The organism is Flindersiella endophytica, from assembly GCF_054779015.1.
In genome coordinates, this window is the sequence record NZ_BAAGYY010000024.1 from 1 (window position 1) to 24,010 (window position 24,010).

At 69.8% G+C, this 24,010-nt stretch carries 12 protein-coding genes; 3 read left to right on the forward strand and 9 right to left on the reverse strand.

Translation table 11 applies throughout. The annotated features are described in order from the left end of the window. Nucleotides 1-118 precede the first annotated feature (118 nt). Genes ACYVF6_RS27900 through ACYVF6_RS27915 form a run of 4 tightly spaced genes read right to left on the reverse strand, consistent with a single transcriptional unit; the run spans nt 119 to nt 7,746 of the window. A complete protein-coding gene (locus tag ACYVF6_RS27900; RefSeq protein ID WP_460525561.1) occupies nt 119-751 on the reverse strand; it encodes a class I SAM-dependent methyltransferase in 633 nt (210 codons plus the stop codon). After that, on the reverse strand, nt 735-1,691 hold the full coding sequence (locus tag ACYVF6_RS27905; RefSeq protein ID WP_460525562.1) for a peptidyl-prolyl cis-trans isomerase: 957 nt from the start codon (nt 1,689-1,691) through the stop codon (nt 735-737). Before ACYVF6_RS27905 ends, ACYVF6_RS27900 begins: the two co-directional genes overlap by 17 nt. A gap of 7 nt (nt 1,692-1,698) precedes the next feature. Next, nucleotides 1,699-4,068, reverse strand: a complete 2,370-nt coding sequence (locus ACYVF6_RS27910) for a right-handed parallel beta-helix repeat-containing protein (protein WP_460525563.1) — start codon at nt 4,066-4,068, stop codon at nt 1,699-1,701. 51 nt (nt 4,069-4,119) lie between these two features. Then, nucleotides 4,120-7,746, reverse strand: a complete 3,627-nt coding sequence (locus tag ACYVF6_RS27915; RefSeq protein WP_460525564.1) for a sugar-binding protein — start codon at nt 7,744-7,746, stop codon at nt 4,120-4,122. Between the two features lie 198 nt (nt 7,747-7,944). Between ACYVF6_RS27915 and ACYVF6_RS27920 the strand changes: the two genes are divergently transcribed. Then, nucleotides 7,945-9,024, forward strand: a complete 1,080-nt coding sequence (locus tag ACYVF6_RS27920) for a LacI family DNA-binding transcriptional regulator (protein WP_460525565.1) — start codon at nt 7,945-7,947, stop codon at nt 9,022-9,024. Nucleotides 9,025-9,647: 623 nt separating this feature from the next. On the opposite strand, the gene ACYVF6_RS27925 is transcribed toward ACYVF6_RS27920, so the two are convergent. The 5 genes from ACYVF6_RS27925 to ACYVF6_RS27945 all read right to left on the reverse strand — a co-directional run bounded on the left by ACYVF6_RS27925 (nt 9,648) and on the right by ACYVF6_RS27945 (nt 17,607). Beyond that, nucleotides 9,648-10,613: an MBL fold metallo-hydrolase gene (locus tag ACYVF6_RS27925; protein ID WP_460525566.1), complete on the reverse strand. Its 966-nt coding sequence runs from the start codon at nt 10,611-10,613 to the stop codon at nt 9,648-9,650. 30 nt (nt 10,614-10,643) lie between these two features. Next, nucleotides 10,644-12,347, reverse strand: a complete 1,704-nt coding sequence (locus ACYVF6_RS27930) for an ABC transporter ATP-binding protein (RefSeq protein ID WP_460525567.1) — start codon at nt 12,345-12,347, stop codon at nt 10,644-10,646. Beyond that, complete coding sequence (locus tag ACYVF6_RS27935; RefSeq protein ID WP_460525568.1) at nt 12,341-14,011, reverse strand: ABC transporter ATP-binding protein; 1,671 nt, start codon at nt 14,009-14,011, stop codon at nt 12,341-12,343. The genes ACYVF6_RS27930 and ACYVF6_RS27935 overlap by 7 nt, the downstream gene beginning before the upstream one ends. 459 nt (nt 14,012-14,470) lie before the next feature. Then, a complete protein-coding gene (gene katG, locus ACYVF6_RS27940) occupies nt 14,471-16,675 on the reverse strand; it encodes a catalase/peroxidase HPI (protein WP_460526568.1) in 2,205 nt (734 codons plus the stop codon). A gap of 221 nt (nt 16,676-16,896) precedes the next feature. Next, nucleotides 16,897-17,607: a dihydrofolate reductase family protein gene (locus ACYVF6_RS27945; RefSeq protein WP_460525569.1), complete on the reverse strand. Its 711-nt coding sequence runs from the start codon at nt 17,605-17,607 to the stop codon at nt 16,897-16,899. A gap of 174 nt (nt 17,608-17,781) precedes the next feature. Between ACYVF6_RS27945 and ACYVF6_RS27950 the strand changes: the two genes are divergently transcribed. Both ACYVF6_RS27950 and ACYVF6_RS27955 read left to right on the forward strand, forming a co-directional pair. Continuing rightward, nucleotides 17,782-18,090 carry a hypothetical protein gene (locus ACYVF6_RS27950; protein ID WP_460525570.1) on the forward strand — a complete coding sequence of 103 codons (309 nt, stop codon included), beginning with the start codon at nt 17,782-17,784 and terminating at the stop codon, nt 18,088-18,090. Nucleotides 18,091-18,375: 285 nt separating this feature from the next. Continuing rightward, complete coding sequence (locus ACYVF6_RS27955; RefSeq protein ID WP_460525571.1) at nt 18,376-23,940, forward strand: ATP-binding protein; 5,565 nt, start codon at nt 18,376-18,378, stop codon at nt 23,938-23,940. Nucleotides 23,941-24,010: the final 70 nt, after the last annotated feature.

Consider the following 24,010-nt stretch of genomic DNA (forward strand, 5'->3'; position numbering starts at 1 on the left):
ACGAGGTCTCCGCGTATGAGGTTCGTCTTGGTCGATGAACCCCTCTACCGGAGACCTCACTTGTCGACGATCACGACACGCCCGACTTCGAAACACGGCCTAGGTCTGTCCGGCTCTCTCAGAGCTGCTCAGGGCGCCTGGCCCAGAACACGGCCAGGCCGCTACGGCCTACGGTGACGTCCTCCTCGTCGACGAGGTCCAAGCCCGCCGCGCGGATCCACCGGCGGTAGGTGCCGGCGCCCGCGTTGCACCACCACATCGTGGCCTGGCCGCCGAGCCAGCCCGGCTCGTACCCCGTCCAGGCGTGGTAGCCGGTCAGCGCCACCAGCCAGCCGCCCGGCCGCACCCATCCGGCGATCCGCCGGAGCAGCCGCGGCTGCTCCTCCGGTGGCAGGTGGATCAGCAGGTAGAGGCAGGCCACCGCGTCGAACGATCCGGCGGCGAACTCGACCGTCCCGGCGTCGGCGCGGACGAACCGCGCGTTCGGCACCAGCGCGCGGGCCCGCTCGACCTGGACCGCGCTCAGGTCGACACCGGTCACCGTGTGCCCGGCGCGGGCCAGCTCGCGAGACACGGGTATGCCACAGCCGCAGCCGAGGTCGAGCACGTCGGCCCTGGCGGGCAGCCGCGCCTGCAGGCCGGCGAGCCACGGCTCGTACTTCCCGACGGCCGCGTCGTCGGCGCGGTAGAGGTACGAGATCTGGTCGTACGCCCGGCGCACGTAGTCCTTGGGATCAGCCGGCAGCTCCATCAGCCGACAAGCCTAGAGTGGCGCCCGCCGGGGTGACCTCGACTTCCGCGTCCGCCCGCCACCGCCCGACCAGTGCGTCGTACTTCCGTGCTCGCAGGTCGTCGACGATGCCGGGCCTGACCTGCTCGAGCGGCGCGTAGCCCAGCGACCGCCTCGCCACGCACTTGTAGATGCCGGCCGAACGAGCGTCCGCCACGACGCCCGTCACCTGGCCGGCGTCGAGCTCGTCCACCGCGCGCAGCAGGACCGGGCTGGTGATCGAGTCCTTGCGGAACGTCCGGTAGTCGAAGCTCCGCTCCTCCACCGTCAGGCCGCCGGCACCGGCATGCCGCAGCTCGGCGTAGACGGTGTCGAACGACTCGCCCGCCGCCAGCCGCCGTTCGAGCTCGGCCAGCCGGCTCACGCCGTCCTGCGTCCCGGCCGAGATGCCGATCACCTTCCGGGAGTCGCCGAGTGAGAACCGCTGCTTGTTGTCGGCGTAGTAGCGCGCGACCTCCGCGTCCGAGACCGTCAGCCGCGCCCGCAAGCCGTCGCGCAGCTGCCGTAGGCGCTCGTCGAGGAACCGCGTCTCGTCGTAGGTGACCGGCCCGTAGACGACGCCGCCGTTTCGTACCTTCGCCGAGCGCGCCCGGTTGACGCGCTCCAGCTCGGCGAGCGCCGCCCGGTAGCCGATGTCGCCGGTCAGCCCCTGCCGCCGGGCCTCGATCTGCTGGAGCTTCGCGCGCACGCTCTGCTCCAGCGCCGCCGGCGTCCGACTCCGCAGCTCGCCGTAGACGATCGGCTCGCCGTCGACGGTCGCGACCACCTCGAAACGGTCCGTGCCGGCGGCGACTCCAGCGTCACGGGGTAGCAGGCGCGGGATCAGGAGGCCGGCGGTGCCGGCCACGACCAGCACGGCCAGCACTCCCGACCCCAGCGCGACAGCCAACCTCACTCGCACGTCGGGCTCACAGCTGGTCGACGACGAACGGCGAGCCCGCGAACCAGCCCGCGGCTCCGCTCTCGAAGCCCGGGTTGGCCAGCTTGTTGGCCCCACCGGACGAGCCGAGGAACACGTCGTCGAGGTACGTCGCGCCCGCGGTCGTTCCGAGGTCGATGAACTGCACGTTCAACGACGTGTTGCCGCCGGTGTTGAACGCCGGCGTGGCCACCTGCGTCCACGTCCCGTTCGAGGTGTGGGGCGCCGACTCGGCGATCACCGACCACGAGCTGTTGTAGACGACGAGCTTGCCCTGCTGCCCGGCGCCGCGCACCCAGGCGCTGAACGTGTACGTGCTGTTCGAGTCCACGGCGACGGACTGGAACGAGCCGGTCATGGTCGCCGTGCCGCTGTTGAGCTGCCGCAACGCCCACGACCCGCCGTGCGCCGTGACCAGGTGCTGGGCGCTGAACGGCGCACCGGCGTTCCAGCCGGTGCCGCCGTTCTCGAAGCCGGCATCGGCCAGCTGGTTCACGCCCCCGGACACACCGAGGAAGGCGTCGTCGAGATACGTCGTCCCGGCGGTCGTCCCGAGATCGATGAACTGCACGATCAGCGTCGACCGGTTGCCGGTGTTGAAGGCCGGCGTGCTCACCTTTGTCCACGTACCGCTGGACGTGTGCGGCGCCGACTCCGCGATCACCGACCACGAACCGTCGTAGACGACCAGTTTGCCCTGCTGGCCGGCGCCCTTCACCCAGGCGCTGAAGGAGTAGGTCTGGCCGGCTGCCACGTCGACGGTCTGGAACGAGCCGGTCATCGACGGTGTGCCGGTGCTGGCCTGCCGCAGCGCCCACGAACCACTGTGCGCGTCGTCCAGCGTCGCCGGCGTGTGCTCGTACGCCCCGATGTCCGGCAGCCCGTCGTACAGCGGGTTGCCCCAGTAGTCGCGCCCGCCGTTGCCCGAGACCGCCACGCCCGCGTTGACGCAGGGCGAGTCGGGCTGCAGCTTCATGCCGGCCACCGCGTCGATGTTCGTCCCGACCGAACCGGGACTGACGAACTTCGCGTCACCGATCACGGCGTTCGTGCCCGGGTTGACGGCGTTCTGCGTGCCGCTGAAGCAGTTGTTGGTGAACGTCACACCGCTCTTCGCGTACGACGTGGCGGAGGTGGCGTTGGTGTGGAAGATGTTGTTGGTGAACCGGGCGTCGGTCAGCTTGGCGATGCCGAAGCCCTTGCCGTTGTTCTGGTAGAAGACGTTGTTGTAGAACTCCGAGTTGGCGTTGATGAAACCCTGGTCCGCGTACAGCTGGTCGCCGCCGTCGTTGTAGCTGATGTTGTAGCGGTAGACCTGGCCCGGGCCGCCGCCCAGCGTGAAGCCGCCTTCGTTGTCCCGGCTGAAGTTGTACTGATAGACACCGCCGGAGGTTCCGAGGTCGAAGTCCCACGCCTGCCCGTCCCACAGGATGCGGTGGGTTTCGGCGGCGTAGTTGAACTGCGCCACCTGGCCGGTGTGGTTGATGCCCCAGATCCCCGCGACCGCCGCGCCGTTGGCGCCGATCTCACCCGGTCCCGGCGTCGCGGTGCCGCTGTTGTTGCCGACGTCGATGACGGAGTTGTGCTCGACGATCGGCGAGGTGGTGTTCCAGTACTCGATGCCGTCCGCGCCGACGTTGTTCACGGTGTTGTTACGGATGACGAGCCCGGAGCCGATCGTCGTGAACAGCATGCCGTTGTTGGTGTTGTCGTGGCTGTAGTTGTTCTCGACCGTGACGTTGGATCCCGAGCCGTACTGGTAGATCGCGCCGTTGGTGTAGAGGTTGTTCTGGTCGGGCGGCAGCGTGGTGCCGCGCGGCGAGCCGATGCTCGAGTTGTTGCTGAAGCCCTCGATGTAGTAGATCTCGTTGTTCGCGAGGCGGATCTCGCTGGTGGCGTTCGAGAGCTTGATGCCGGCGCGGTTGCCTTCCGCACCGTCGTATACGTCGGCGCCGTCGTGGTTGGTGACCGCCAGGCCGTCGACCGTGACGTAGCTCGCGCCGTTGAGGTGAACTGTCGCGTCGACGCCGCCGCCGTTGATCAGCGGCTTGTTGCCCGTGCCGTACGCGCCGAGCGTGATCGGCGCGCCGGCGGCTCCGGACTCGGTGAGCACGATGCCGCCCGACCAGGTGTCGCCGGATCGCAACCGGATCTGGTCTCCGGGCGCGAACGTCGTGCTGTTGATCTTCGACAGTGACTGCCACGGGGCGGACGTGCTCGTCCCGCTGTTGCCGTCGTTGCCGGCGGCGCTGACGTAGTAGGTGGTGCCGGCGGCGTTGGCTGCCGGCGCCGCGGCGAGCATGCCGATCGCTAACGTCGGCACGGCGATGAGGATTCTCGGGATCTTTGAAATCGGCATGATGCTGCTCCTACGGTGGCTGGGCCCCGTGCTTGGGCTACGTTCCCTGACCTACGGGAGGACGTAGAGGTAGTGCCCGAGTCCGTCGACTGCGAGCGTGGACGAGCCAGGAGACGTTGTGGAGATGAGTTCCTGCCTGGGCGTGACGCGGCGGCCGTCCACCGTGACGTAGACCTGCTTGGCGTCCTCGCCGAAGTTGATCAGGCTCAGCAGGCGCTGTCGCCCCTGCGTCGCCATCCGCCACTCGACGTTGGTCGCCGGCTCGCCGGTCGCGGCGTCGACGACGATCACGCCGTCGAGGTGCAGGCGGTGTAACTGATCGAAGCAGACCTCTCTGAGCTCGGACTCGCTCGGATTGCTTGCCAGCTTGACGGTTCGCGGGTGGTTCAGCACGGCACCACGCAGCGCCGCCGGCTGCGCGCGGTCGTACTCGTCGCCCGTCAGCAGCTGTGCGGTACCGCCGATCGTCACGACGCGGCCGCCGTCGCGTTCCCAGTCACGGATCGCGGCCAGCGTCGAGGTCGACAGGTTGGTGACCTCGGGCAGCACGAGCAGCTTGTACTTGTCCAGCCCACGCCTGCCGATCTGGTCCTCGGTCACGAAGCCGACCTTCTGCCCGGTGTAGCTCAGCGCTCCATAGCTCTGCCGCATGGCGCTCAGATAGCTGCCGGAGTAGAGGTTCGGCGTGAAGCCGTAGAGCACGGCCACCGAGGCGGGCGCGTTCTGGAACGCCGTGACCTGCTTGGCCAGCCGGTTGAGATCGAGGCTCACGCGGCCCACGTTCGACACGGCGTCCGGGCGGTTGAGGATGCTGCCCATCAGGTAGCCCTGGTTCACCGTGTCGTACGACCGGTCCCAGACCCACAGCGACGACAGCGTGCGCCCGTGCAGCGCGCCGGCCCACAGGCCGTTGCCGGCCGAGGTGGCGATCTCCGGGATGTACCGTTCATCGCCATCGGTGATGACGTGGTCCTCGGAGTTGAAGACCGGCTGCTTGGCGAACGAGGCCTGCTGGTCGTACAACATCAGGTAGTCGAGGTAGCCTGCGGGGCCGGACTCCTGTGCGTTACCCGAGTCGTTACCGCTGATCTCCGTGGTGTTGGAGAAGTCCTCGACATCGATGCCCCAGGTCAGCAACGGGCTACGGTTGCGGGCACCCCAGCCCATGATCTTGGCGTGCGTGGGCAGGTCGGGCGCCCAGGTGTGGATCCGGTCCGCGAGCGCCTGGTGGTATGCCTGGAACCGGCCGCTCTTGAACGTCAGGTAGTCGTAGGACAAGGCGTTTCCGGTCGCGTCGTCGACGTTCGGCACCGGCACGTCGGCGATGCTGTCGTACGACGTGTCGTAGCGCGCGTTCAGCTGGGCGACGCTGTCGAACTCCTTCGCCAGCCAGTCGTGCCAGGCCTGCCGGTGATAGGCGCCGTTGTTCTTGACGTAGATCGGCTCGCTGGTGAGCGTGACCGACTGCAGTGCGGGCGAGTCCTTGACGGCGGGGATCACCGCGTCGAGGAATGCATCGACGATCTGTTTCGTCATCGGGTGCTCGATGTCGAAGGTGTTGGCGAACAGGTTGTCGGGGTTGCGCAGGTCCGGCCACGTGTCGAACGTCCAGCTCGGCCAGTAGTGCGGCGACAGGTCGAGGTTGACGGCGACGTTGTTCTCCTCCGCCTCCTCGAGCATCGGCAGCAGCACGTTCTCGATCTCGGATTTGTCGACGGAGAACGGCTCGTCGGACAGGCCGGCCTCGAAGTCGCCGTTCTTCAGGAGGTTCGTCGTCGAGCCGGGAGCCGTTATCGACGCGTCGTCGAGCCACAGCGTGCCCGGCTTCTCGGTGAAGACCAGGAACTCCAGGCTGCTGTCGGAGCCCGCGGGCACCTCGAACGTGACGTGCTGCCAGTCGTACGTGCCGGTCGGCAGGCCGTACACGAAGCCCCAGTTCTTCGACACGATCGTCGCGCCTTCGAGGCCCTCGCCCTTCACCCAGGCGGAGAAGGTGTACGTCTGGTTCGGCGTCACGGGCACGCTCTGCGTGGCGTAGCCGGGGCCGGAGACGTTGGCGAACTTGAAGGCGTACGAGCCGGCGTGCGGGCTCGCGGTGTCGGCGGTGAACGTCGCGCTGCCGCCCGTCCAGGTGTACCAGTTGGCGATCGGCACGGGCGGCTTGATGACGCTGACCGGACCGAAGTTGTAGTCGACCAGGTTGGTGCCGAGCTTCGGGAACTTCGCGACATCGCGGCGTACCCGGTCGAACATGCCGTAGCCGGTGAACAGGATCGGCTGGTTCTCACCGGAGGTCGTGGTGCCGAGCATGGAGTAGCCCTGCGGCTTCGCCTTGCCGGTCACGTACCGCGGTGCGCGCAGCGGCTTGCGGCTGCCGTCGAGGTAGGCGTCGAGCGCCGTTTCGGCTTGCTGGTCGAGCGTCTGGAGACTGTCGGCGATGTATTCCGCGCGGTCCAGCCGGCTGTGGTCGATGTCGTCGCGGCCGTGCGGTACGAACTCCTCGATCGTGGCGGCGTCGACCGTCTCGTAGTCGGTGGCGATCCCCTTGTCGTGCGCGGCTGCCAGCTTGCCCCGCAGGCGAGGCAGCGCGGTGTTCTCGAGCTGGTCGAACATCGCGCGCAGCTCCTCCGCCGTCTTCAGCGCGACGACGTGCTGAGTGAGCTCACGGGTCCGGCCGCCGGCGGCGATCGTCGCGCGGATGTCGGTGGTCTCGGCGACGGTGACCGTGAACGTCTTGCGCAGTGCCTGGTTCGCCGGAACGGTGACCTGCTCGCCAGCCACTCCCGCGGCAGGGATGTCGATCGTCACGGGCAGGCTTGTGTCGGCGTAGTTCGGCACCAGCAGCGTCAACTGGGCCGACGTCCCGGCGTCGACCTGAGCCGGTCCGGCGAGCCAGGCCGTCCAGGTGTCGCTCGCGGCCAGGCGCTCGGTGCGCGCGAACAGCCCGATGTCCTTGGTGTCGCCGATGCCGCGGGTCCACTCGATGTAGCCGTCGCGGCCGCTGCCGTCGTTGTCGTTGACCAGCAGCGTGAACGGCACCAGCTGCCCGGCCGCGGGCGCCCCCTGCATGGCGGCGGTCCAGGGGATCCGCAGCGCGTACGTCGTCACGTTGCCGTCCTGGCGGAGGCTCATCTGGATCGCGCTCGGCGGATCGCTGGCCTGGCCGTCGGAGTAGCGGGCGATGTCGGGCTGCCCGTCGTCGCCGAGCGCGACGCCGTACTCCGTGCGGAACGAACCGAACGCCGTGTCCCCGAAGGCGAACTGGATGCCGTCGCCCTGCCAGTTGTTGCCGCCGGGCAGTGGGTGGTGAGTGTCGTCGGTGACCTGGACGCCGAGGTAGAAGTTGGCGGCGTCGTGCGCGAAGTACGCCTTCGCCGACAGGTCCGCAGGGCCGGTCCAGCCGTTCACCTTGTTCTGGCTGTCCTTGGCCGGCAGCGCGATGCCGGTGTACTGCTCCCACTGGCCGAAGTCGCCCGCCAGGTCGATGCCGCCGGTCTGGCGGATCGGCGCGTAGATCCCGGCGCTGGTCTCGGTCAGCATCTGCTCGGGAGTGAGGAACGCCTCCTCGTCGGCGCCGAGTGCGGTGCCGGCACCGGCGAAGGTAGCGAGCGCGCCTGCGACCAGCGCACTCGTGGCGAGGAGGGCGGCCAGGACGCGGGGACGGTGAGCGGAGATCACGGTCGATCACCTCGGGGATGCGGGCCTCGCAAGGCAATATCCTATATGAAACGGAAGTTAAAGCGCTTGCTACCTGTCGTCAAGAGCGTGGGCAAGCGTTGCTTTGGCAGGAACCGGACAGCTCTCCTGCGTCCGATGTGTGGTCTGGTGGTTGTCGAGATGGCAAGCGCTTGCGACCGGCGTTGCTAGGCTGGCCGGATGGCTGATCGCGCGAAGCTCACCGCCGAAGGGGGTGCCACGCTTCGCGACGTCGCGGAGCGGGCCGGCGTGTCGATCTCGACCGTCTCCCGCGTGCTGGGCGGCAGCTACCCCGCCGCGGCGGCGACGCGGGCGCGTGTGATGCAGGCGGTCGAGGAGCTCGACTACGTGGCGAACGCCCAGGCCAGGGCGCTGGCCGGGGGCGGGACGAAGCTGATCGCGGTGCTCGTTCCGCTGGTCGGCGGCAACGACTTCGGATCGTACGTCGCGCAGGGCATCGACGAGCAGTGCGTCGACGAGGGCCGGATCTGCCTCCTGAGCAACACGTCGTACGACCCTGATCGCGAGCTCGCCGTGATCCGGCTGATGCGCGAGCAACGCGCCGACGCGGTGATCCTGGTCGGCGGCGTTCCACTCGATCCTGAGTACGACACCCGGATGCGGCAGCACGCACACGCGCTGGCCGCCGCCGGCTCCCGGCTCGTGCTGGTCGGGCGGCCGCCGCTCGGCCCGGACGTACCCGCGATCACCGTCGAGTACGACAACGCCGGCGGTGCGCAGGCGGCGACCAACTACCTGCTCTCGCACGGCCACCGGCGGATCCTCTATCTCGGCGCCAGGCCCGGGCACACGGCGGCCTCGGCGCGGCTGGAGGGATATCGGCGCGGGCTCGCCGACCATGGCGTCGCCTACGACGAGTCACTGGTCGTGGAGGGCGAGTTCTCCCGGCCGTCGGGCTACCGGATGATGCGCGAACGACTGGCCCGCGAGGAGCCGCCGGACTTCACCGCCATCCTCGCCGGCGACGACCCGGTGGCGGTGGGCGCGCGGCACGCACTGCGCGAGGTTGGGCTGCGGATCCCCGACGACCTGTCGATGGTCGGCTACGACGACCTCGCCGTAGCCGGCGACCTGGGGCTGACCAGCGTCCACATCCCGTACGAGGAACTCGGCCGAACCGCCGTGCGCCTCGCCCTCCACCAACGCGACACCCGCGACCACGACCAGACGTCGATCCACCGCGTCCTCGGCACCCACCTCGTCATCCGCGACTCGGTTCGACCCCGTGCGATTGGCTAGCGGTCAGCCGCTGCTGTCGGAAGCTGCCCGGCACTTCGCCGCGAACGTGCCGCCACCTCGTCATCCGCGACTCGGCCCGGCCACGCGCGCCGGCAAAGCGGTCGGCCGCCACCAGCGGAGTCCCGCCAGCACTTCGCCGCAGCAGCCGATCATGGCTGGCGACGACCGCGACCACCAACCCGGTCGCAGTCCAGGCCGTGCTCGCCACCCACCTCGCCACCCGCGACCGGCCCAGACTGCGGGCCACAGGACAGCGGCCAGCCGCAGCTGCCGGCGCCGGCCGGCCCTTCGCCCGCCTGCTCGTCACTAACTTCGCCATCCGCGCTCAGGCCAGCCACAGCGCCGGCCAAGGTCAGTCACCACCAGCGGAGTCCGGCCAGCGCTTCGCCGCGGGCTCGCCACCCACCTCGCCGTCCGCGACTCCGTCCGCCCCCGCACGACGGGCTAGACGATCTGTTCCAAGGGGTCGCCGGTCAGGCGCGCGGCGCACGGCGCCGTTCATGGGGGTGGGCACACCCGGAGGAGGAGCCAGGAGGGGGCCTCCGACGATCGACGACAACACAGCCAGCGCGGATGCCAGGCGTCGCGCGTCAGGCGACCCCTTGGAACAGATCGTCTAGCGGTCAGCGGGGCTTCGGCCAGTGTTTTGCGGCGGCTGCGCGGTCGTGGCTGGCGACGACCTCGATGTCGGGTGGCAGGGCGTGCAGGCGGTGCACTGTCGTGAAGGCGGCGTCGCGGTCGGCGTCGATGAGGCGGCCGGGGAACGGGGCTTTCTCCCGGCCCAGCTCGACCTGCAGGCCGTGCCAGACGGCGTCGCCTGCCAGCAATACGCGGCTGCCGTCGTCCACTGCGAGGAGGACGCCGAGGCTGCCCGGCGTGTGCCCGGCGAGGTCCAGAAGTACGACCGAACCGTCGCCGAACAGGTCGTGGCTGCGCTCGAACGTCAGCACCGGCGGCCCGTCCAGTTCCAGCGGCGTGCACGTGCGGCCCAGCAGCGGTGAGCGGGCGACACCGAGCGGCGCGACCGGCCCCTCCAGCGCCCACCGCAGCTCGATGGCAGGCACCTGGACGGCCAGTTCCGCCGGAAGCTCGAGCAGTCCGGACACGTGGTCCCAGTGCAGATGCGTGGGCAACGCGAAGTCGAGGTCGGCGCCCGTGAGGCCTTCCCGCGCGAGGATGTCGGGGAGCCCGGTGACCGGCCGGTCCGGCGCGACGAACGAACGCATCGGGGCGGGCAGCTGCGGCAGCACGACCCCGTGGACGTCGGCGCACATCGAGGGGTCGACGAGGAAGCGAGCCTGAGGATGCTCGACCAGGAACGTGGTCATGCCCAGCTCCAGCCGACGCGGCCGGAACGCGCCTTCCGCGACGGCGGCCGTGGGCGCGGTCTGGAGAGCCTGCGTCAGCGCCACGAGCCGGACCGTCGCCTGCGCGGGCGGAGCCGGTACGCAGGCGTCGCGGATCCGGGCGAGCACGCCGGGGTCGAGCCGGCGAGGCCGCGCCAACCGCCACGGAGTTGCCGCGACGGCCACACAGCAACGTACGAACGTCGTGAACGCGCTTGCCCTGCCCAGCTCGCTGGTCGACATGGCCGACAGCTTAGGGCCGATCAGCCCCGGCTATCGCATGTTCGTCAACCGGCCGGCCTCGAGTCGCACCACCTGGTCGGCGTGCTTCAGCGCGGCCGGGTGGTGTGACACGACCACGAACGTCGCGCCCGCTCGGCGGGCCGCGGAGAGCCGCTGCCAGATCTCGTTCTCGGTCCGGTCGTCCAGAGCACTGGACAAGTCGTCGATGACATACAGCTCGGCCTGCCGGTACAACATGCGCGCGGCAGCCGCCCGTTGCTGCTGGCCGCCGGACAACCGCACTCCCCTGCCTCCGACGAGGGTGTCGAGGCCGTCGCCGAGGTGCCGGAGGTCGTACGTCAATGCCGCGTCGCGGAGAGCCGCCGTCAGCCGGGCGTCGTCCGCCCGCAGGCCCAGCAGCACGTTCTCCCGCAAGGTGTCGCTGAACAGCCTCGGCGCCTGCGGCTTGTACGCGACCCTGGGCGGGCGCATGAAGTCTGCCGGCTCGTCCACCATCTCGCCGTTCCAGCGGATCCGGCCCGCGGCCGCGGCGCGCAGGCCCAGCAGGACCTCGAGCAGCGTGGACTTGCCCGCTCCCACGCCGCCGGCGACGACCGTGATCGTGCCACGACGCAAACGCAGGCTGACGTTCGAGATGCCCTGGCCGGAGCTCTCGTGCGTGTACGAGATGCCGTCGAGCTCGAGCTCCTCCAGCCGCTCACCGGGCTCGTCCGCGTCGCCGCCTGGACGATCGCCCGCCGGCTCGGCGGGCTCGCGAGGATGGAACGGCCGGTGGCGGGCCAGCGTGGTGACCGGCGTGCCGTCGTTCATCGTGTCCTGCAGGCGGACGAGCGACTGCCGGCTGGTCCTGCGCTGGCTGAGCAACCGGCCGACACGGCGGGGCAGCTCCAGCATCCAGTCGAGGTAGATCCCGAAGACCACGAAGTCGCCGATCGTGAAGCGCCCGGCGAGCATCGCCCCGGCGCCGACGAGCAGCACCAGGCCCTGCCCGGTCAGGATCGCGGCCTGGCTGACCGCGTCGATGCGGGCGCCGGCGACCAGGCTGCGAATCTCGGCGTGCATGCGAACGTTGTTGACCTCCGCCAGCCTGCAAGCGACCGCCGCCTCGGCACCTGCCGCCTTCACCGTCTGCACGCCCGCGAACGTGTCGGCGACCAGCGTCGTCACGTCGTTGGTCGCGTCGCGGGCCTGTCCCCAAAGGCGCGGCAGGCGGGAACGCATCCAGTGTGTGCCCGCGACCACGGCGCAGAGAGGAACGAACGTCACGAGCGTCACCAGCGGATCGATCCGGATCAGGATGACGAGCGCGACCACGACGAACGCGGCCTCGCCGACGATGCGGTACCACTCGTTGACGAGCCCGGTGTAGCCGGGAACGTCGTCGCGCAGGTTGCCGAGCGCGGTGACCGGGCCGGCCGCCGCCCGGGCGTTGCGGCCCGACCTGGCGACGATCCAGGCGAACAGGTTCGTCCGTACCAGCGCGTCGACGACGGCCTCCAGCGTGACGTGCGTCCACTGCCAGCACACCATCAGGACCGGCTCGGCGACCGCGACGACCACGAGCGCGGCGAACAGCAGGCCGAGGCTGCGTCCGGTCGAGGTGTCCGGCTGGAGCTCGTCGAAGACGGCCTGGTTGACCAGGCCGGTGAGGATCGGCATGCAGAACCCGGCCGTCCACAGCAGGGTGGAGGCGAGCAGCAGGCCCGGCCGGTACGTGAAGAGCCTGCTCAGCATCGGGCGTCCAGGTCGAGGATCGTGTCTGCCCGCCGCAACGTGTGCCGGCGGTGCGCGATGACGACGCCCGTCCGCCGTTCGAAGAGCCGGTTGAACGCCTGCTGGACCAGGGCTTCCGCCGCCGGGTCGAGGCGCGAGGTCGGCTCGTCCAGGATGACCAGCCCGGGATCCGCGACGAACACCCTGGCCACGGCCAGCAACTGGGCCTGGCCGGCCGACAGCTCGCGGCCCGCCTGCGTGAGCACGGTGTCGAGCCCGTCCGGCTGCCGTTCGTACCAGCCACCGAGCCCGATGTCGCACAGCAGCTCGACCAGCTTCTGGTCGCTCACTCCGCCCGCGAACAACGTCAGGTTGTCCCGGATGGTGGCGTGGAACAGCTGGACGTCCTGCGACACGACTCCGATCCGCGCCCGCAGCTGGGACAGCGTCGCCTGTCGCAGATCCACGCCGTTGAACGTGATCCGGCCTTCGGTGGGGTCGTAGAGGCGCACCAGCAGGCGGGCGATCGTGCTCTTGCCCGCGCCCGTCCGGCCGACCAGGCCGAGGACTTCACCCGGCGGCAGGTCGAACGAGAGGTCGCTCAGCGCCGGCCGGCCCGCGCTCGCCGGATAGCCGAACGAGACGTGGTCGAACCTGATGTGCGGCGCGCCCGACCCGAGGTCGGCGCCCGGTCCCGAGACGATCGCCGGGCGGGTGCCGAGCAGTTCCTGTACGCGGGTGATGCCGGCGGTCGCCTGCTGCAGGTCGTCCAGCTCGCGGAGGATCTGGCGCAGCGGCCCGCCGATCAGCGCGACGTACATCGACATCGCGAACACCGTGCCGATCGAGATCGCGCCGGCGCGGTAGAGCACGACGGCCGTTGCCAGCAAGAGGATTCCGCCGAGCACCATCGTGAGATTGGTCGCCGAGCCGATCACGGCGCTGAGACCGGTGGCCTGCCGCTCGCGCCGGACCATCGTGCGCAGCGCTGTCGCGAACCGGCGCTCGACGTAGCCGACGGCGCCGTTGGCCCGGATGTCCGGCAGGCCGCCGAAGCGCTCCTCGACCTCGCCGTAGAGGTCGGCGCTCGCCTGCCTGGCTCGTTCCCAGCGTGGTGCGGCCAGGCCGCGGATTCTCGCGAACGTCCACAGCGCGGCGGCTGCGAAGGCGACGAACACCAGGCCGAGGCGCCAGTCCACCCACAGGGTCACGCCCAGGATGCCGGCGACGAGCGACAGGTTGGCGAGCAGGCGAAGGCTGAAGTGTGAGAAGAAGTTGTTGAGCTGGCGTACGTCTCCGTCGATCCGCTCGACCATCGTGCCCGGTGGGTTGCGGTGGTGGAAGTCCTCGTCCAGGCGCAGGCAGTGGGCGACCAGATCGGTGCGCAGCTCGTTGGTCGCCTGCCAGGAGATGGCGGCGCCGATTCGCGTGGCGAGGACGGACAGGGCCTGGTCCGCGATGCCGGCGGCGCAGAATGCGGTGGCGAGCAGGGTCAGGTGGCGGAGGGGCGCGGGCGTGGTCGTCACGGTTGTGACGGTGTCGAGGAACTTTGCCGCGAACCATGGTGTCAGGAGGCGCGCGGCGACGGCTGCGTAGATGAGTGCTGCTAGCAGGACGAGCAGGCGGCGGTGGGGTTTGAGGTATCGGGCGAGCAGGTTCCAGTACTGGGCGAGGGGGATGCGCACGATGTACGGGACGTTACGGACCACTTCTGGTCGGCGCAATCGGGTTTTCGCACGGTCTGCTGGTGCTCTGGTTGCTGTGCCGGTGCCTTGGTGGGTGGCGGTTGGTTTCTTCGGGGCTTGGGTTGTTTCGTGGCGGCTTTGCCGTTGTGGGTTGCCTCCGGCGGGTCGGACACTCAGGGCTCGGAACCGGGGGCTTCCCGGCCCCTCACCCGCCGGACGCGCCACCGAAGGTTTAGCCGGCGCTGCCCAGGGCCGCAAGGCTGCCGGCCTTCGGTCTGCTTTGGTTTTGGCCTTGCACCCCTGGGCAGCGCCGGCCAAATGCAAGCATGTCGCGTCCGACGGGTGAGGTTCCGGGAAGCCAGGAATCAGACTGTGCTGCGCACTGCGCTCGGAACACCGAACGGCGCGGTCCTCTTCTCAGAGGGCCGCGCCGTTCGGTCTGGTTTTGGTTGGGTTGGGTCAGGCCAGGTCGTAGCGGTCGAGGTTCACGACCTTGGTCCAGGCGGCCACGAAGTCGTCGACGAACTTGGTCTTGGCGTCGTCGGAGGCGTAGACCTCGGCGACGGCGCGTAGCTCGGAGTTCGAGCCGAACAGGAGGTCGACGCGGCTGCCGGTCCACTTGAGCTCACCGGTGGCGCGGTCGCGGCCTTCGTAGGACTCGCCGTCGCCGTTGGCGGAGGTCCACTCGGTGCGCATGTCGAGCAGGTTCACGAAGAAGTCGTTGGTCAGCGACTGCGGCGTGGAGGTGAAGACGCCCTGCTGCGACTGCTTGTAGTTGGCGCCCAGCACGCGCAGGCCGCCCACCAGGACGGTCATCTCAGGTGCGCTGAGGTTGAGCAGGTTGGCCTTGTCGACCAGCAAGAACTCGCTCGGCAGCGGGTTGCCGTTCTTCGCGCGGTAGTTGCGGAAGCCGTCCGCCGCCGGCTCCATCGCGGCGAACGAGTCGGCGTCGGTCTGGTCCTGCGAGGCGTCCGTACGACCCGGCGTGAAGGGCACCTGCACGTCGTGGCCGGAGGCCTTGGCCGCCTGCTCGACCGCCGCGCACCCGCCCAGCACGATCAGGTCGGCGAGTGAGACCCGCTTGCCGCCGGTCTGGGCGCTGTTGAACGTCTCCTGGACGCCCTCGAGTGTCCGCAGCACCTGCGACAGCGCGTCGGGCTCGTTGACTTCCCAGCCCCGCTGCGGCTCCAGCCGGATACGTGCACCGTTCGCGCCACCACGCTTGTCGCTGATCCGGAACGAGGAGGCCGCGGCCCACGCCGTCGTGACCAGTTGAGACACCGACAGGCCCGAGCCGAGGAGTTGCTGCTTCAGTGCCGCGACGTCGGAGTCGTCGACGAGCTCGTGGTCGACCGCGGGCACGCGGTCCTGCCAGATCAGCTCCTCCTGCGGGACCAGCGGCCCGAGGTAACGCTGGATCGGACCCATGTCGCGGTGGGTCAGCTTGAACCAGGCACGCGCGAACGCGTCGGCGAACTGATCCGGGTTCTCGTAGAACCGCCGCGAGATCGGCTCGTAGATCGGGTCGAACCGGAGCGCGAGGTCCGTCGTCAGCATTGTCGGAGGCCGGGTCAGCTCGCCGGTCTCCGGGTCGGGGATGGTGTTGGCCCCGGCACCGTCCTTGGCCACCCACTGGTTGGCGCCGGCCGGGCTCTGGGTCAGCTCCCACTCGTACTTGAAGAGGTTGTCGAAGAACCCGTTGCCCCACCGCGTCGGCGTGGAGGTCCAGGTGACCTCGAGGCCGCTCGTGATCGCGTCGCGGCCCTTGCCGCTGCCGAAGCTGTTCTTCCAGCCCAGGCCCTGCTCCGAAAGCGGCGCACCCTCCGGCTCGGCACCGACGTAGTCCGTGTCGGGAGCGGCGCCGTGAGTCTTGCCGAACGAGTGCCCACCGGCGATCAGCGCGACGGTCTCCTCGTCGTTCATCGCCATCCGGCGGAACGTCTCGCGGATGTCGCGGGCGGAGGCCAGTGGGTCGGGGTTGCCGTTCGGTCCCTCCGGGTTGACGTAGATCAAGCCCATCTGGACAGCGGCCAGCGGCGCCTCGAGCTCGCGGTCGCCGGAGTAACGCTCGTCGCCGAGCCAGGTGCGTTCCGGGCCCCAGTAGACGTCCTCGTCGGGCTCCCACACGTCGGCGCGGCCGCCGGCGAAGCCGAACGTCTTGAAGCCCATCGTCTCGAGCGCGCGGTTGCCGGTGAAGATCATCAGGTCGGCCCACGAGATCCGGCGGCCGTACTTCTGCTTGACAGGCCACAGCAGCCGGCGCGCCTTGTCGAGGTTGCCGTTGTCGGGCCAACTGTTCAGCGGAGCGAACCGCTGCATACCGGCGCCGGCACCCCCGCGGCCGTCGTCGATGCGGTACGTTCCGGCGCTGTGCCAGGCCATCCGGATCATCAGGCCGCCGTAGTGCCCGAAGTCGGCCGGCCACCAGTCCTGTGAGGTCGTGAGCACCGCGTCGACATCGGCCGCCAGCTCGTCGAGATCGACGGTCTTGAACGACTCGGCGTAGTCGAAGTCCTCACCCATCGGGTTCGCGACGGGCGAGTGCTTGCGCAGGATCTTCAGGTTGAGCTGGTTCGGCCACCAGTCGCGGTTCCCCGCGCCCTCGGTCGGGTGGTTCCGGCGCCCGGTGGACACGGGGCACCCGCCCGCACTCTCGTCGTTCATCTCGCCGACAACGGCGTCAGGACTGTCAGACAACGGGATTCCTTCCAGAGAATCAGAGTGTGCTCACGAACCTGCCCGCGGCGCGGCGCAGCAGCTGCCAACATGGGCTTTGCGCGCGAACCGATCGCGGTCGAGGTTCGAAGCAGCCGGCACATGGCCGAGTCTGGCACGTTTTCTGGAATCAATCAAGAATGGCGCGCTGACAGCTCACCGCCCTCGGCTCAGCCGGCCGGCTCCTCCCGCCCTCGGCTGTCAACGGTGAGACGCGAGCGGCCGTTGACGGTGTAGCGCACGTGCGTGACCTTCGGGGTCTGGATCGTGCGCACCGGCGTGAGCTCGATCGCTTCGTCGTACGGCAGGCCGAGCCTGGCCGGGTCGAACAAGCGCATGCCGTCGCCCAGGAGCACCGGGGCGACGTGCAGGTCGAGCTGGTCGAGCAGGCCGGCCTCGATCACCTGGACCAGCAGGCTGCCACCTCCGGCGACCGCGACGTCCTTACCGACGGCCGAGGCCGCGGCCTTCGCCTGCGCCACGGCGCTCTCGAGACCCTCTGTGACGTAGGTGAAACTAGTGCCACCCTCGCGGTCGAGCCGCTTCCTCGGCCGGTTGGTCACGACGAAGACCGGTGCGTGGAACGGCGGCTCCTCGCCCCACGGGATCTCGCCGCCGTCGGCCATCCGGCGGCCCATGACGTACGCCCCGGCCGAGGCGAAGGACTCCTCGACCAGCTCCGAGCTGACGTCGTGCTCGCCGCCGACGATGCCCTGGCGTTCCCGCCAGGCGAAGACGTCGGTCACCCAGCGGGTGATCCGGTAGAAGCCGAGCGATTCCGGGCTGGACGTCCAGCCATCCGGTCCCTTGCCGCTCTCGTCCTTCGGCCCGGCGTAGAAGCCGTCCAGCGAGATCGACATCTGCGCGGTCACACGTGTCATGGGCGCTCCTGTTTCTCCGCGCGGCGAACCTCTGATCGCCGCTCACAGAGATAGTCGGAGCCGATCGCGCCCGCTCGACGTGACCCAACCATCATCGAAGCTTTGAAATGTCTTGGTATGCGGCTGACCTCGACTTCAAGCCTCGCGGCGTACCGTCCGAATCAGGTGATGGCAATGCACATGACACATGTGACGAAGGAAGTCTGGCTGTTCACGTGCCTCGGCTGCGGTCACAGCTGGAAGGTCGGCTACGAAGCCCGGCACGCCGATGACGGCAGCGACGGCGAGGTCTGCCTCTGGCTCCGCGGCGGCCTGCCGAGCACCGCTCCAAGTGCCGGACAGCCGTGCCCGAGCTGCGCCGATCTACGGGTCACCGGCGCGAGGGAGTCCGAGCACCTGCCGCCGCTGCAGCCGGAGTTCCCGAGCTTGGCCCCGTTCGTCCACCGGAGCACAAATCACCACACCACTCGCTACGACGCCTGAGTGCGACAACGAACAAACGGACGGCCGATACTGCTCGCACTCTGTATCCGGCCCGTGCCGAATCGTCGAACATCGCCTGCCAATCGACACTTTCAGGGATATTGTTCCGGTGCCCACCCCGCGTCATCGGTTGCGGGTTTGTGGGATCTCAACAACGTGACAGCTCCGGTATGCACGATGGGCGCATTGCCCCGCTCGCCGTCGATCAAGCAGGGTGGAAAGGCAGTCGATGCCCTGGCGACCCCAGGGTGGCTCTTCGAGGGCGTTAGCTAGGAGGCTCGGTCGGTGTTTCGACGTGTGGCGATCGTCAACCGTGGAGAGGCCGCGATGCGGCTCATCCATGCCGTTCGGGATCTTTCGGCGGAGACCGGTGAGCGGGTCGAGACAGTCGCGCTCTACACCGACGCCGACCGCAACGCGACGTTCGTACGCGAGGCCGACATCGCCTATCCCCTGGGACCCGCCTCGGCGCGGCCCTACCTCGACCACGCCGTCCTGGAGCGGGCGCTCGAGGAGACCGGCGCCGACGCCGCCTGGGTCGGCTGGGGGTTCGTCGCCGAGGATCCGGCGTTCGCCGAGCTGTGCGAGCGGATCGGTGTGACGTTCGTCGGCCCGAGCGCCGACGCGATGCGCAAGCTCGGCGACAAGATCGGCGCGAAGCTGATCGCCGAGGAGGTCGGCGTCCCGGTCGCACCGTGGAGCCGCGGCGAGGTCGCCACGCTCGACGACGCCCTGCGTGCCGGCGACCAGATCGGCTACCCGTTGATGCTCAAGGCGACAGCGGGCGGCGGCGGGCGCGGCATCCGGATGGTGGCCTCGCGAGCCGACCTTACCGACGCCTACGAACGCACCAGCCAGGAGGCGCTGCGCGCGTTCGGCTCCGGCGTTGTCTTCCTCGAACGCCTGGTCACCGGCGCGCGGCACGTCGAGGTGCAGGTCATCGCCGACGGGCAGGGCACCGCATGGGCGCTGGGCGTCCGCGACTGCTCCGTGCAGCGCCGCAACCAGAAGATCATCGAGGAGTCCGCCTCCCCCGTCCTGGCCGCGGCACAGGCCGCCGAGCTGAAGGCCTCGGCCGAGCGGCTCGCCGTAGCGGTCGGCTACCGCGGCGCCTGCACCGTCGAGTTCCTCTACCACCCCGGCGAGAAGCTGTTCGCGTTCCTCGAGGTCAACACCCGACTCCAGGTCGAGCACCCCATCACCGAGATCACCACCGGCACCGACCTCGTACGCCTGCAGCTGCACGTCGCTGGCGGCGGCAAGCTCGAGGGCGACCAGCCACAGGAGACAGGCCACGCCATCGAGGCACGGCTCAACGCCGAGGACCCCGACCGCGACTTCGCGCCGGCGCCGGGCCGGATCGCGCGCCTGATCCTGCCCACCGGGCCCGGCATCCGCGTCGACACCGGCGTCAGCGAGGGCGACACCATCCCGGCCGACTTCGACTCGATGATCGCCAAGATCATCGCGTCCGGTCGCGACCGTGCCCATGCCTTGGGACGCCTGCGCCGGGCGATGGCCGAGACCACGGTGATCATCGAGGGCGGCGCCACCAACAAGAGCTTCGTCCTCGACCTGCTCGACCAGCCCGAGGTCATCGACGCGACCGCCGACACCGCGTGGATCGACCGGGTACGAGCGGAGGGCCGGCTGGTCAGCCACCGGCACTCCGAGATCGCGCTGCTCACGGCGGCGATCGAGGCGTATGAGGACCAGGAGGAGGTCAGCCGGCAGCGGCTGCTGTCCACCGCTTACGGCGGCCGGCCGCAGGTACGCCACGACACGAGCCGACCGCTGGACCTCAAGCTCCGCGGCGTCGGCTACCGCCTGACCGTGGCCCGGGTCGGGCCGAAGCGGTTCCGCGTCGGCCTCTCGGCCGGCGGCGACATGCACACGGCCGACGTCGAGATCGAGCGGTTCGACGAGCACAGTGGCCAGATCGTGGTCAACGGGCACCGCTTCCGGCAGGTGTCGTCGACGCACGGGCCGATCCACCTGGTCGAGGTCGACGGCGTCGCCCACCGGATCAGCCGCGACGAGGGCGGCGTGGTCCGCTCCCCCGCGCCGGCGCTGGTGGTCGCGACACCGTTGTCGGTCGGCGACGAGGTGGAGGCCGGCGCCTCGATCCTCGTCCTCGAGAGCATGAAGATGGAGACGGTGCTGCGTGCACCGTTCCGGGCCCGGGTACGCGAGTGCGCGGTGTCGGTAGGCAGCCAGGTCGAGGCCGGCGCGCCGTTGATGCGGCTGGAGCCGCTCACCGACGAGGTCACCGACGTGTCCGACGACGAGGGCGGAGCCGTCGAGATCAGCCTGCCGGCTGTGCCGGCCGACCTGCCGGCACAGGCGCGGGTGGAGCGCGGCCTGCAGGACCTGCGCGGCCTGCTGCTGGGCTTCGACGCCGACCCGTACGGCCGCAGGCGCCTGCTGGACGACTACCTCGCGGCCCGCGCCGAACTCGGTGGCCACATCGTTCCGGGCGAACTGGACCTGCTCACGGTGTTCGCCGACCTGCTGGAGCTGAGCCGCAACCGGCCCGGCGGTGAGCTTGAGGTCGAGCCAGGCAGCATGGTGCACAGCCCGCGGGAGTACTTCCACTCCTACCTCCGCAGCCTCGACGTCGAGCGCGCCAGCGTCACCAAGGGTTTCGAGGCGAAGCTGAAGCAGGTCCTCGGGCACTACGACGTCACCGATCTCGACCGGACGCCGGAGCTGGAGTCCGCGGTCTTCCGGATCTTCCTTTCGCAACAGCAGACGACGACCGGTCTCGCGATCGCGTCGGACCTGCTGCGGGCGTGGCTGGCCGGCGATCCACCGGCCGAGCCTCTGCGCGAGCAGGCCGGGCTGATGCTGGAGCACCTGATCGAGGCGTCGCAGGTCCGCTTCCCCGCGGTCTCCGACCTGGCCCGCGGTGTGGTGTTCCGGTGGTTCGCCCAGCCTTTGCTGCGTCGCAACCGGGCCCGGGTGCACGCCGCGGTGCGCGCCGAGCTCAGCTACCTCGACCGCAACCCGGACGCGCACGACCGTGCCGAGCGCATCCAGGCGATGGTGGCCAGCGCGGAGCCGCTGGTCCGGCTGATCGGCCAGCGGATCGGGCGGCCCCGCCGTGACCACGCGCCACTGCTCGAGGTGCTGACCCGCCGCTACTACGGCAACCGCGGGCTGGTCGACATCACCGCGACCGACGTCGACGGCTGCCGCTTCATCTCGGCGGACCAGACCGTCCAGGCCGGCCAGAACGGATCGAACGGCCGAAGCCCGCAGACCGGCCAGAACGGTCACGCCGGGCGCGGCGGGCCGGCGCGTGTGGTCGCCACGGCGGTCGACTTCGCGGCACTGCCGGCCGCGCTCGACGCCATCGGCTCGTTCACGACCGGCCTCGGCGGCCGTGGGCTGGTCGCCGACCTCTACGTCCGGTGGGAGGGCCAGCCCGACACCGACGCGATGGCCGGGCAGCTCGGGCAGCTGATCGCCGAGCACCCGCTCCCGCCGAGCGTCAGCCGGGTCACGACGTCGATCGTGGGCTCGAGCGGCGCGGTGATGCACCACCACTTCACGTACCGGCGCGACGGCGGCGACGGTGGCGGCTTCACCGAGGACCGGCTGATCCGCGGCCTGCACCCTCAGATCGCCGAACGGCTGCAGCTGCAACGGCTGCGCGAGTTCGACCTCACCCGGCTGCCGTCGGTCGACGAGGAGGTCTACCTCTTCAAGGCGGTGGCACGCAGCAACCCGGCCGACGAGCGGATCATCGCGATGGGCCAGGTCCGCGACCTCACCCCGCTGCGCGAGTCCGACGGCCGGCTGATCGCGTTGCCGGCGGTGGAGGACGCGATCACCGCGGGCCTCGACGCGATCCGCGACATCCAGGTGCAGCGGCCGCAGAACAAGCGGTACGACACCAACCGCATCATGATGTACGTCTGGCCCGCGTGGCCGACGACCGAACTGACCGTCGACGAGCTGAACGCCATGGCGCAACGCATCCTGCCGACGACGGCGAACGCCGGGCTGGAGGAGGTCCACTTCGTCGCCCGCCAGCGGACGGCCGCCGGTGAGCTGACCGAGGTCTCCGCACGAATCACGTTCGACCCCGGCCACGGCGCCCGGTTGCACGTCGGCGCGCCGTCGACCGAGCCTGTCCGCCCGATCGACGACTATCGCCAGAAGGTGCTGCGCGCGGCCCGGCGCGGCACCGTCTATCCGTACGAGCTGACGAGCCGGCTCGCCGGGTCGAACGGCAGCTTCGTCGAGTACGACCTCGACGCGCAGGGCACGTTCGCGCCGGTGGATCGGCCGAAGGGCAAGAACACCGCGGCGATCGTGGCCGGCGTGGTCACGACACCGACGGCCCTGTATCCCGAGGGCATCCAGCGCGTCGTGCTGCTCGGCGACCCGACGAAGGCGCTCGGCTCGCTGGCGGAGCCGGAGTGCTCACGGGTGATCGCCGCCCTCGACCTCGCCGATCGCCTGCGGGTGCCGGTGGAGTGGTTCGCGCTGTCGGCGGGCGCGAAGATCTCGATGACGTCCGGCACCGAGAACATGGACTGGGTGGCGGCCGCGCTCAAGCGGATCGTCCAGTTCACCCAGGACGGCGGCGAGATCAACGTCGTGGTCGCCGGCATCAACGTCGGCGCCCAGCCCTACTGGAACGCCGAGGCCACGATGCTCATGCACACCAAGGGCATCCTGGTGATGACGCCGGACTCCGCGATGGTGCTCACCGGCAAGCAGGCGCTGGACTTCTCCGGTGGCGTGTCGGCCGAGGACAACTTCGGCATCGGCGGCTACGAACGCGTGATGGGACCCAACGGCGAGGCGCAGTACTGGGCGCCCGACCTGCCGGCCGCCATCAACGTGCTCATGGCGCACTACGACAACACCTACGTCGCACCGGGCGAACGCGCGCCACGGGTCGCGCCGACGACCGACCCGGCCGACCGTGACGTCTCCGACTTCCCGCACGTGGTCGCCGGCACCGAGTTCACCACTGTCGGCCAGATCTTCACCTCCGCGCACAACCCCGACCGGAAGAAGCCGTTCGACATTCGTACGGTGATGCGCGCCCTGTCCGACCAGGACTTCCCGGTGCTCGAACGCTGGGCGGGCATGGCGAACGCCGACACCTCGGTCGTACAGGACGCGCGAATCGGCGGCTGGCCGGTCTGCCTGGTGGGGATCGAGTCGCGGTCGGTGCCGCGGAAGGGTTACCCGCCCACCGACGGGCCCGACACGTTCACCGCCGGGACGCTCTTTCCCCGTTCGTCGAAGAAGACCGCGCGGGCCATCAACGCGGCGTCGGGCAACCGGCCACTGGTGATCCTGGCCAACCTGTCCGGCTTCGACGGGTCGCCGGAGTCGCTGCGCAACCTGCAGCTGGAGTACGGCGCGGAGATCGGGCGGGCGATCGTCAACTTCGAGGGGCCGATCGTGTTCTGCGTGATCTCGCGCTATCACGGCGGCGCGTTCGTGGTGTTCTCCAAGGCGCTCAACCCCAACTTGACGGTGCTCGCACTGGAGGGGTCGTACGCCTCGGTACTCGGTGGCGCGCCGGCCGCCGCCGTGGTGTTCTCCAGCGAGGTCAACAACCGCACGACGACCGATCCGCGGGTGGCCGAGCTGCAAGCCCGGGTGACGGCGGCCAGCGGTGCCGAACGAGCGGCCCTGAACATCCAGCTGGCGGAGGTACAGTCGGCCGTCCGCGCGGAGAAGGTCGGCGAGGTCGCCGCCGAGTTCGACCAGGTGCACAGCATCGAGCGCGCGGTGGAGGTCGGGTCGGTCGACGCCATCATCAGCGCCGCCGAGATGCGTCCCCGGATCATCAAGGCGATCGAGCAGGGCATGCAGGGCTGACGTTTCGGCCCGGGCCATGTGCCTGGGCCGATGGCTTGCCTGTTCGGGCATCCGGATGGTCACGTGAGGC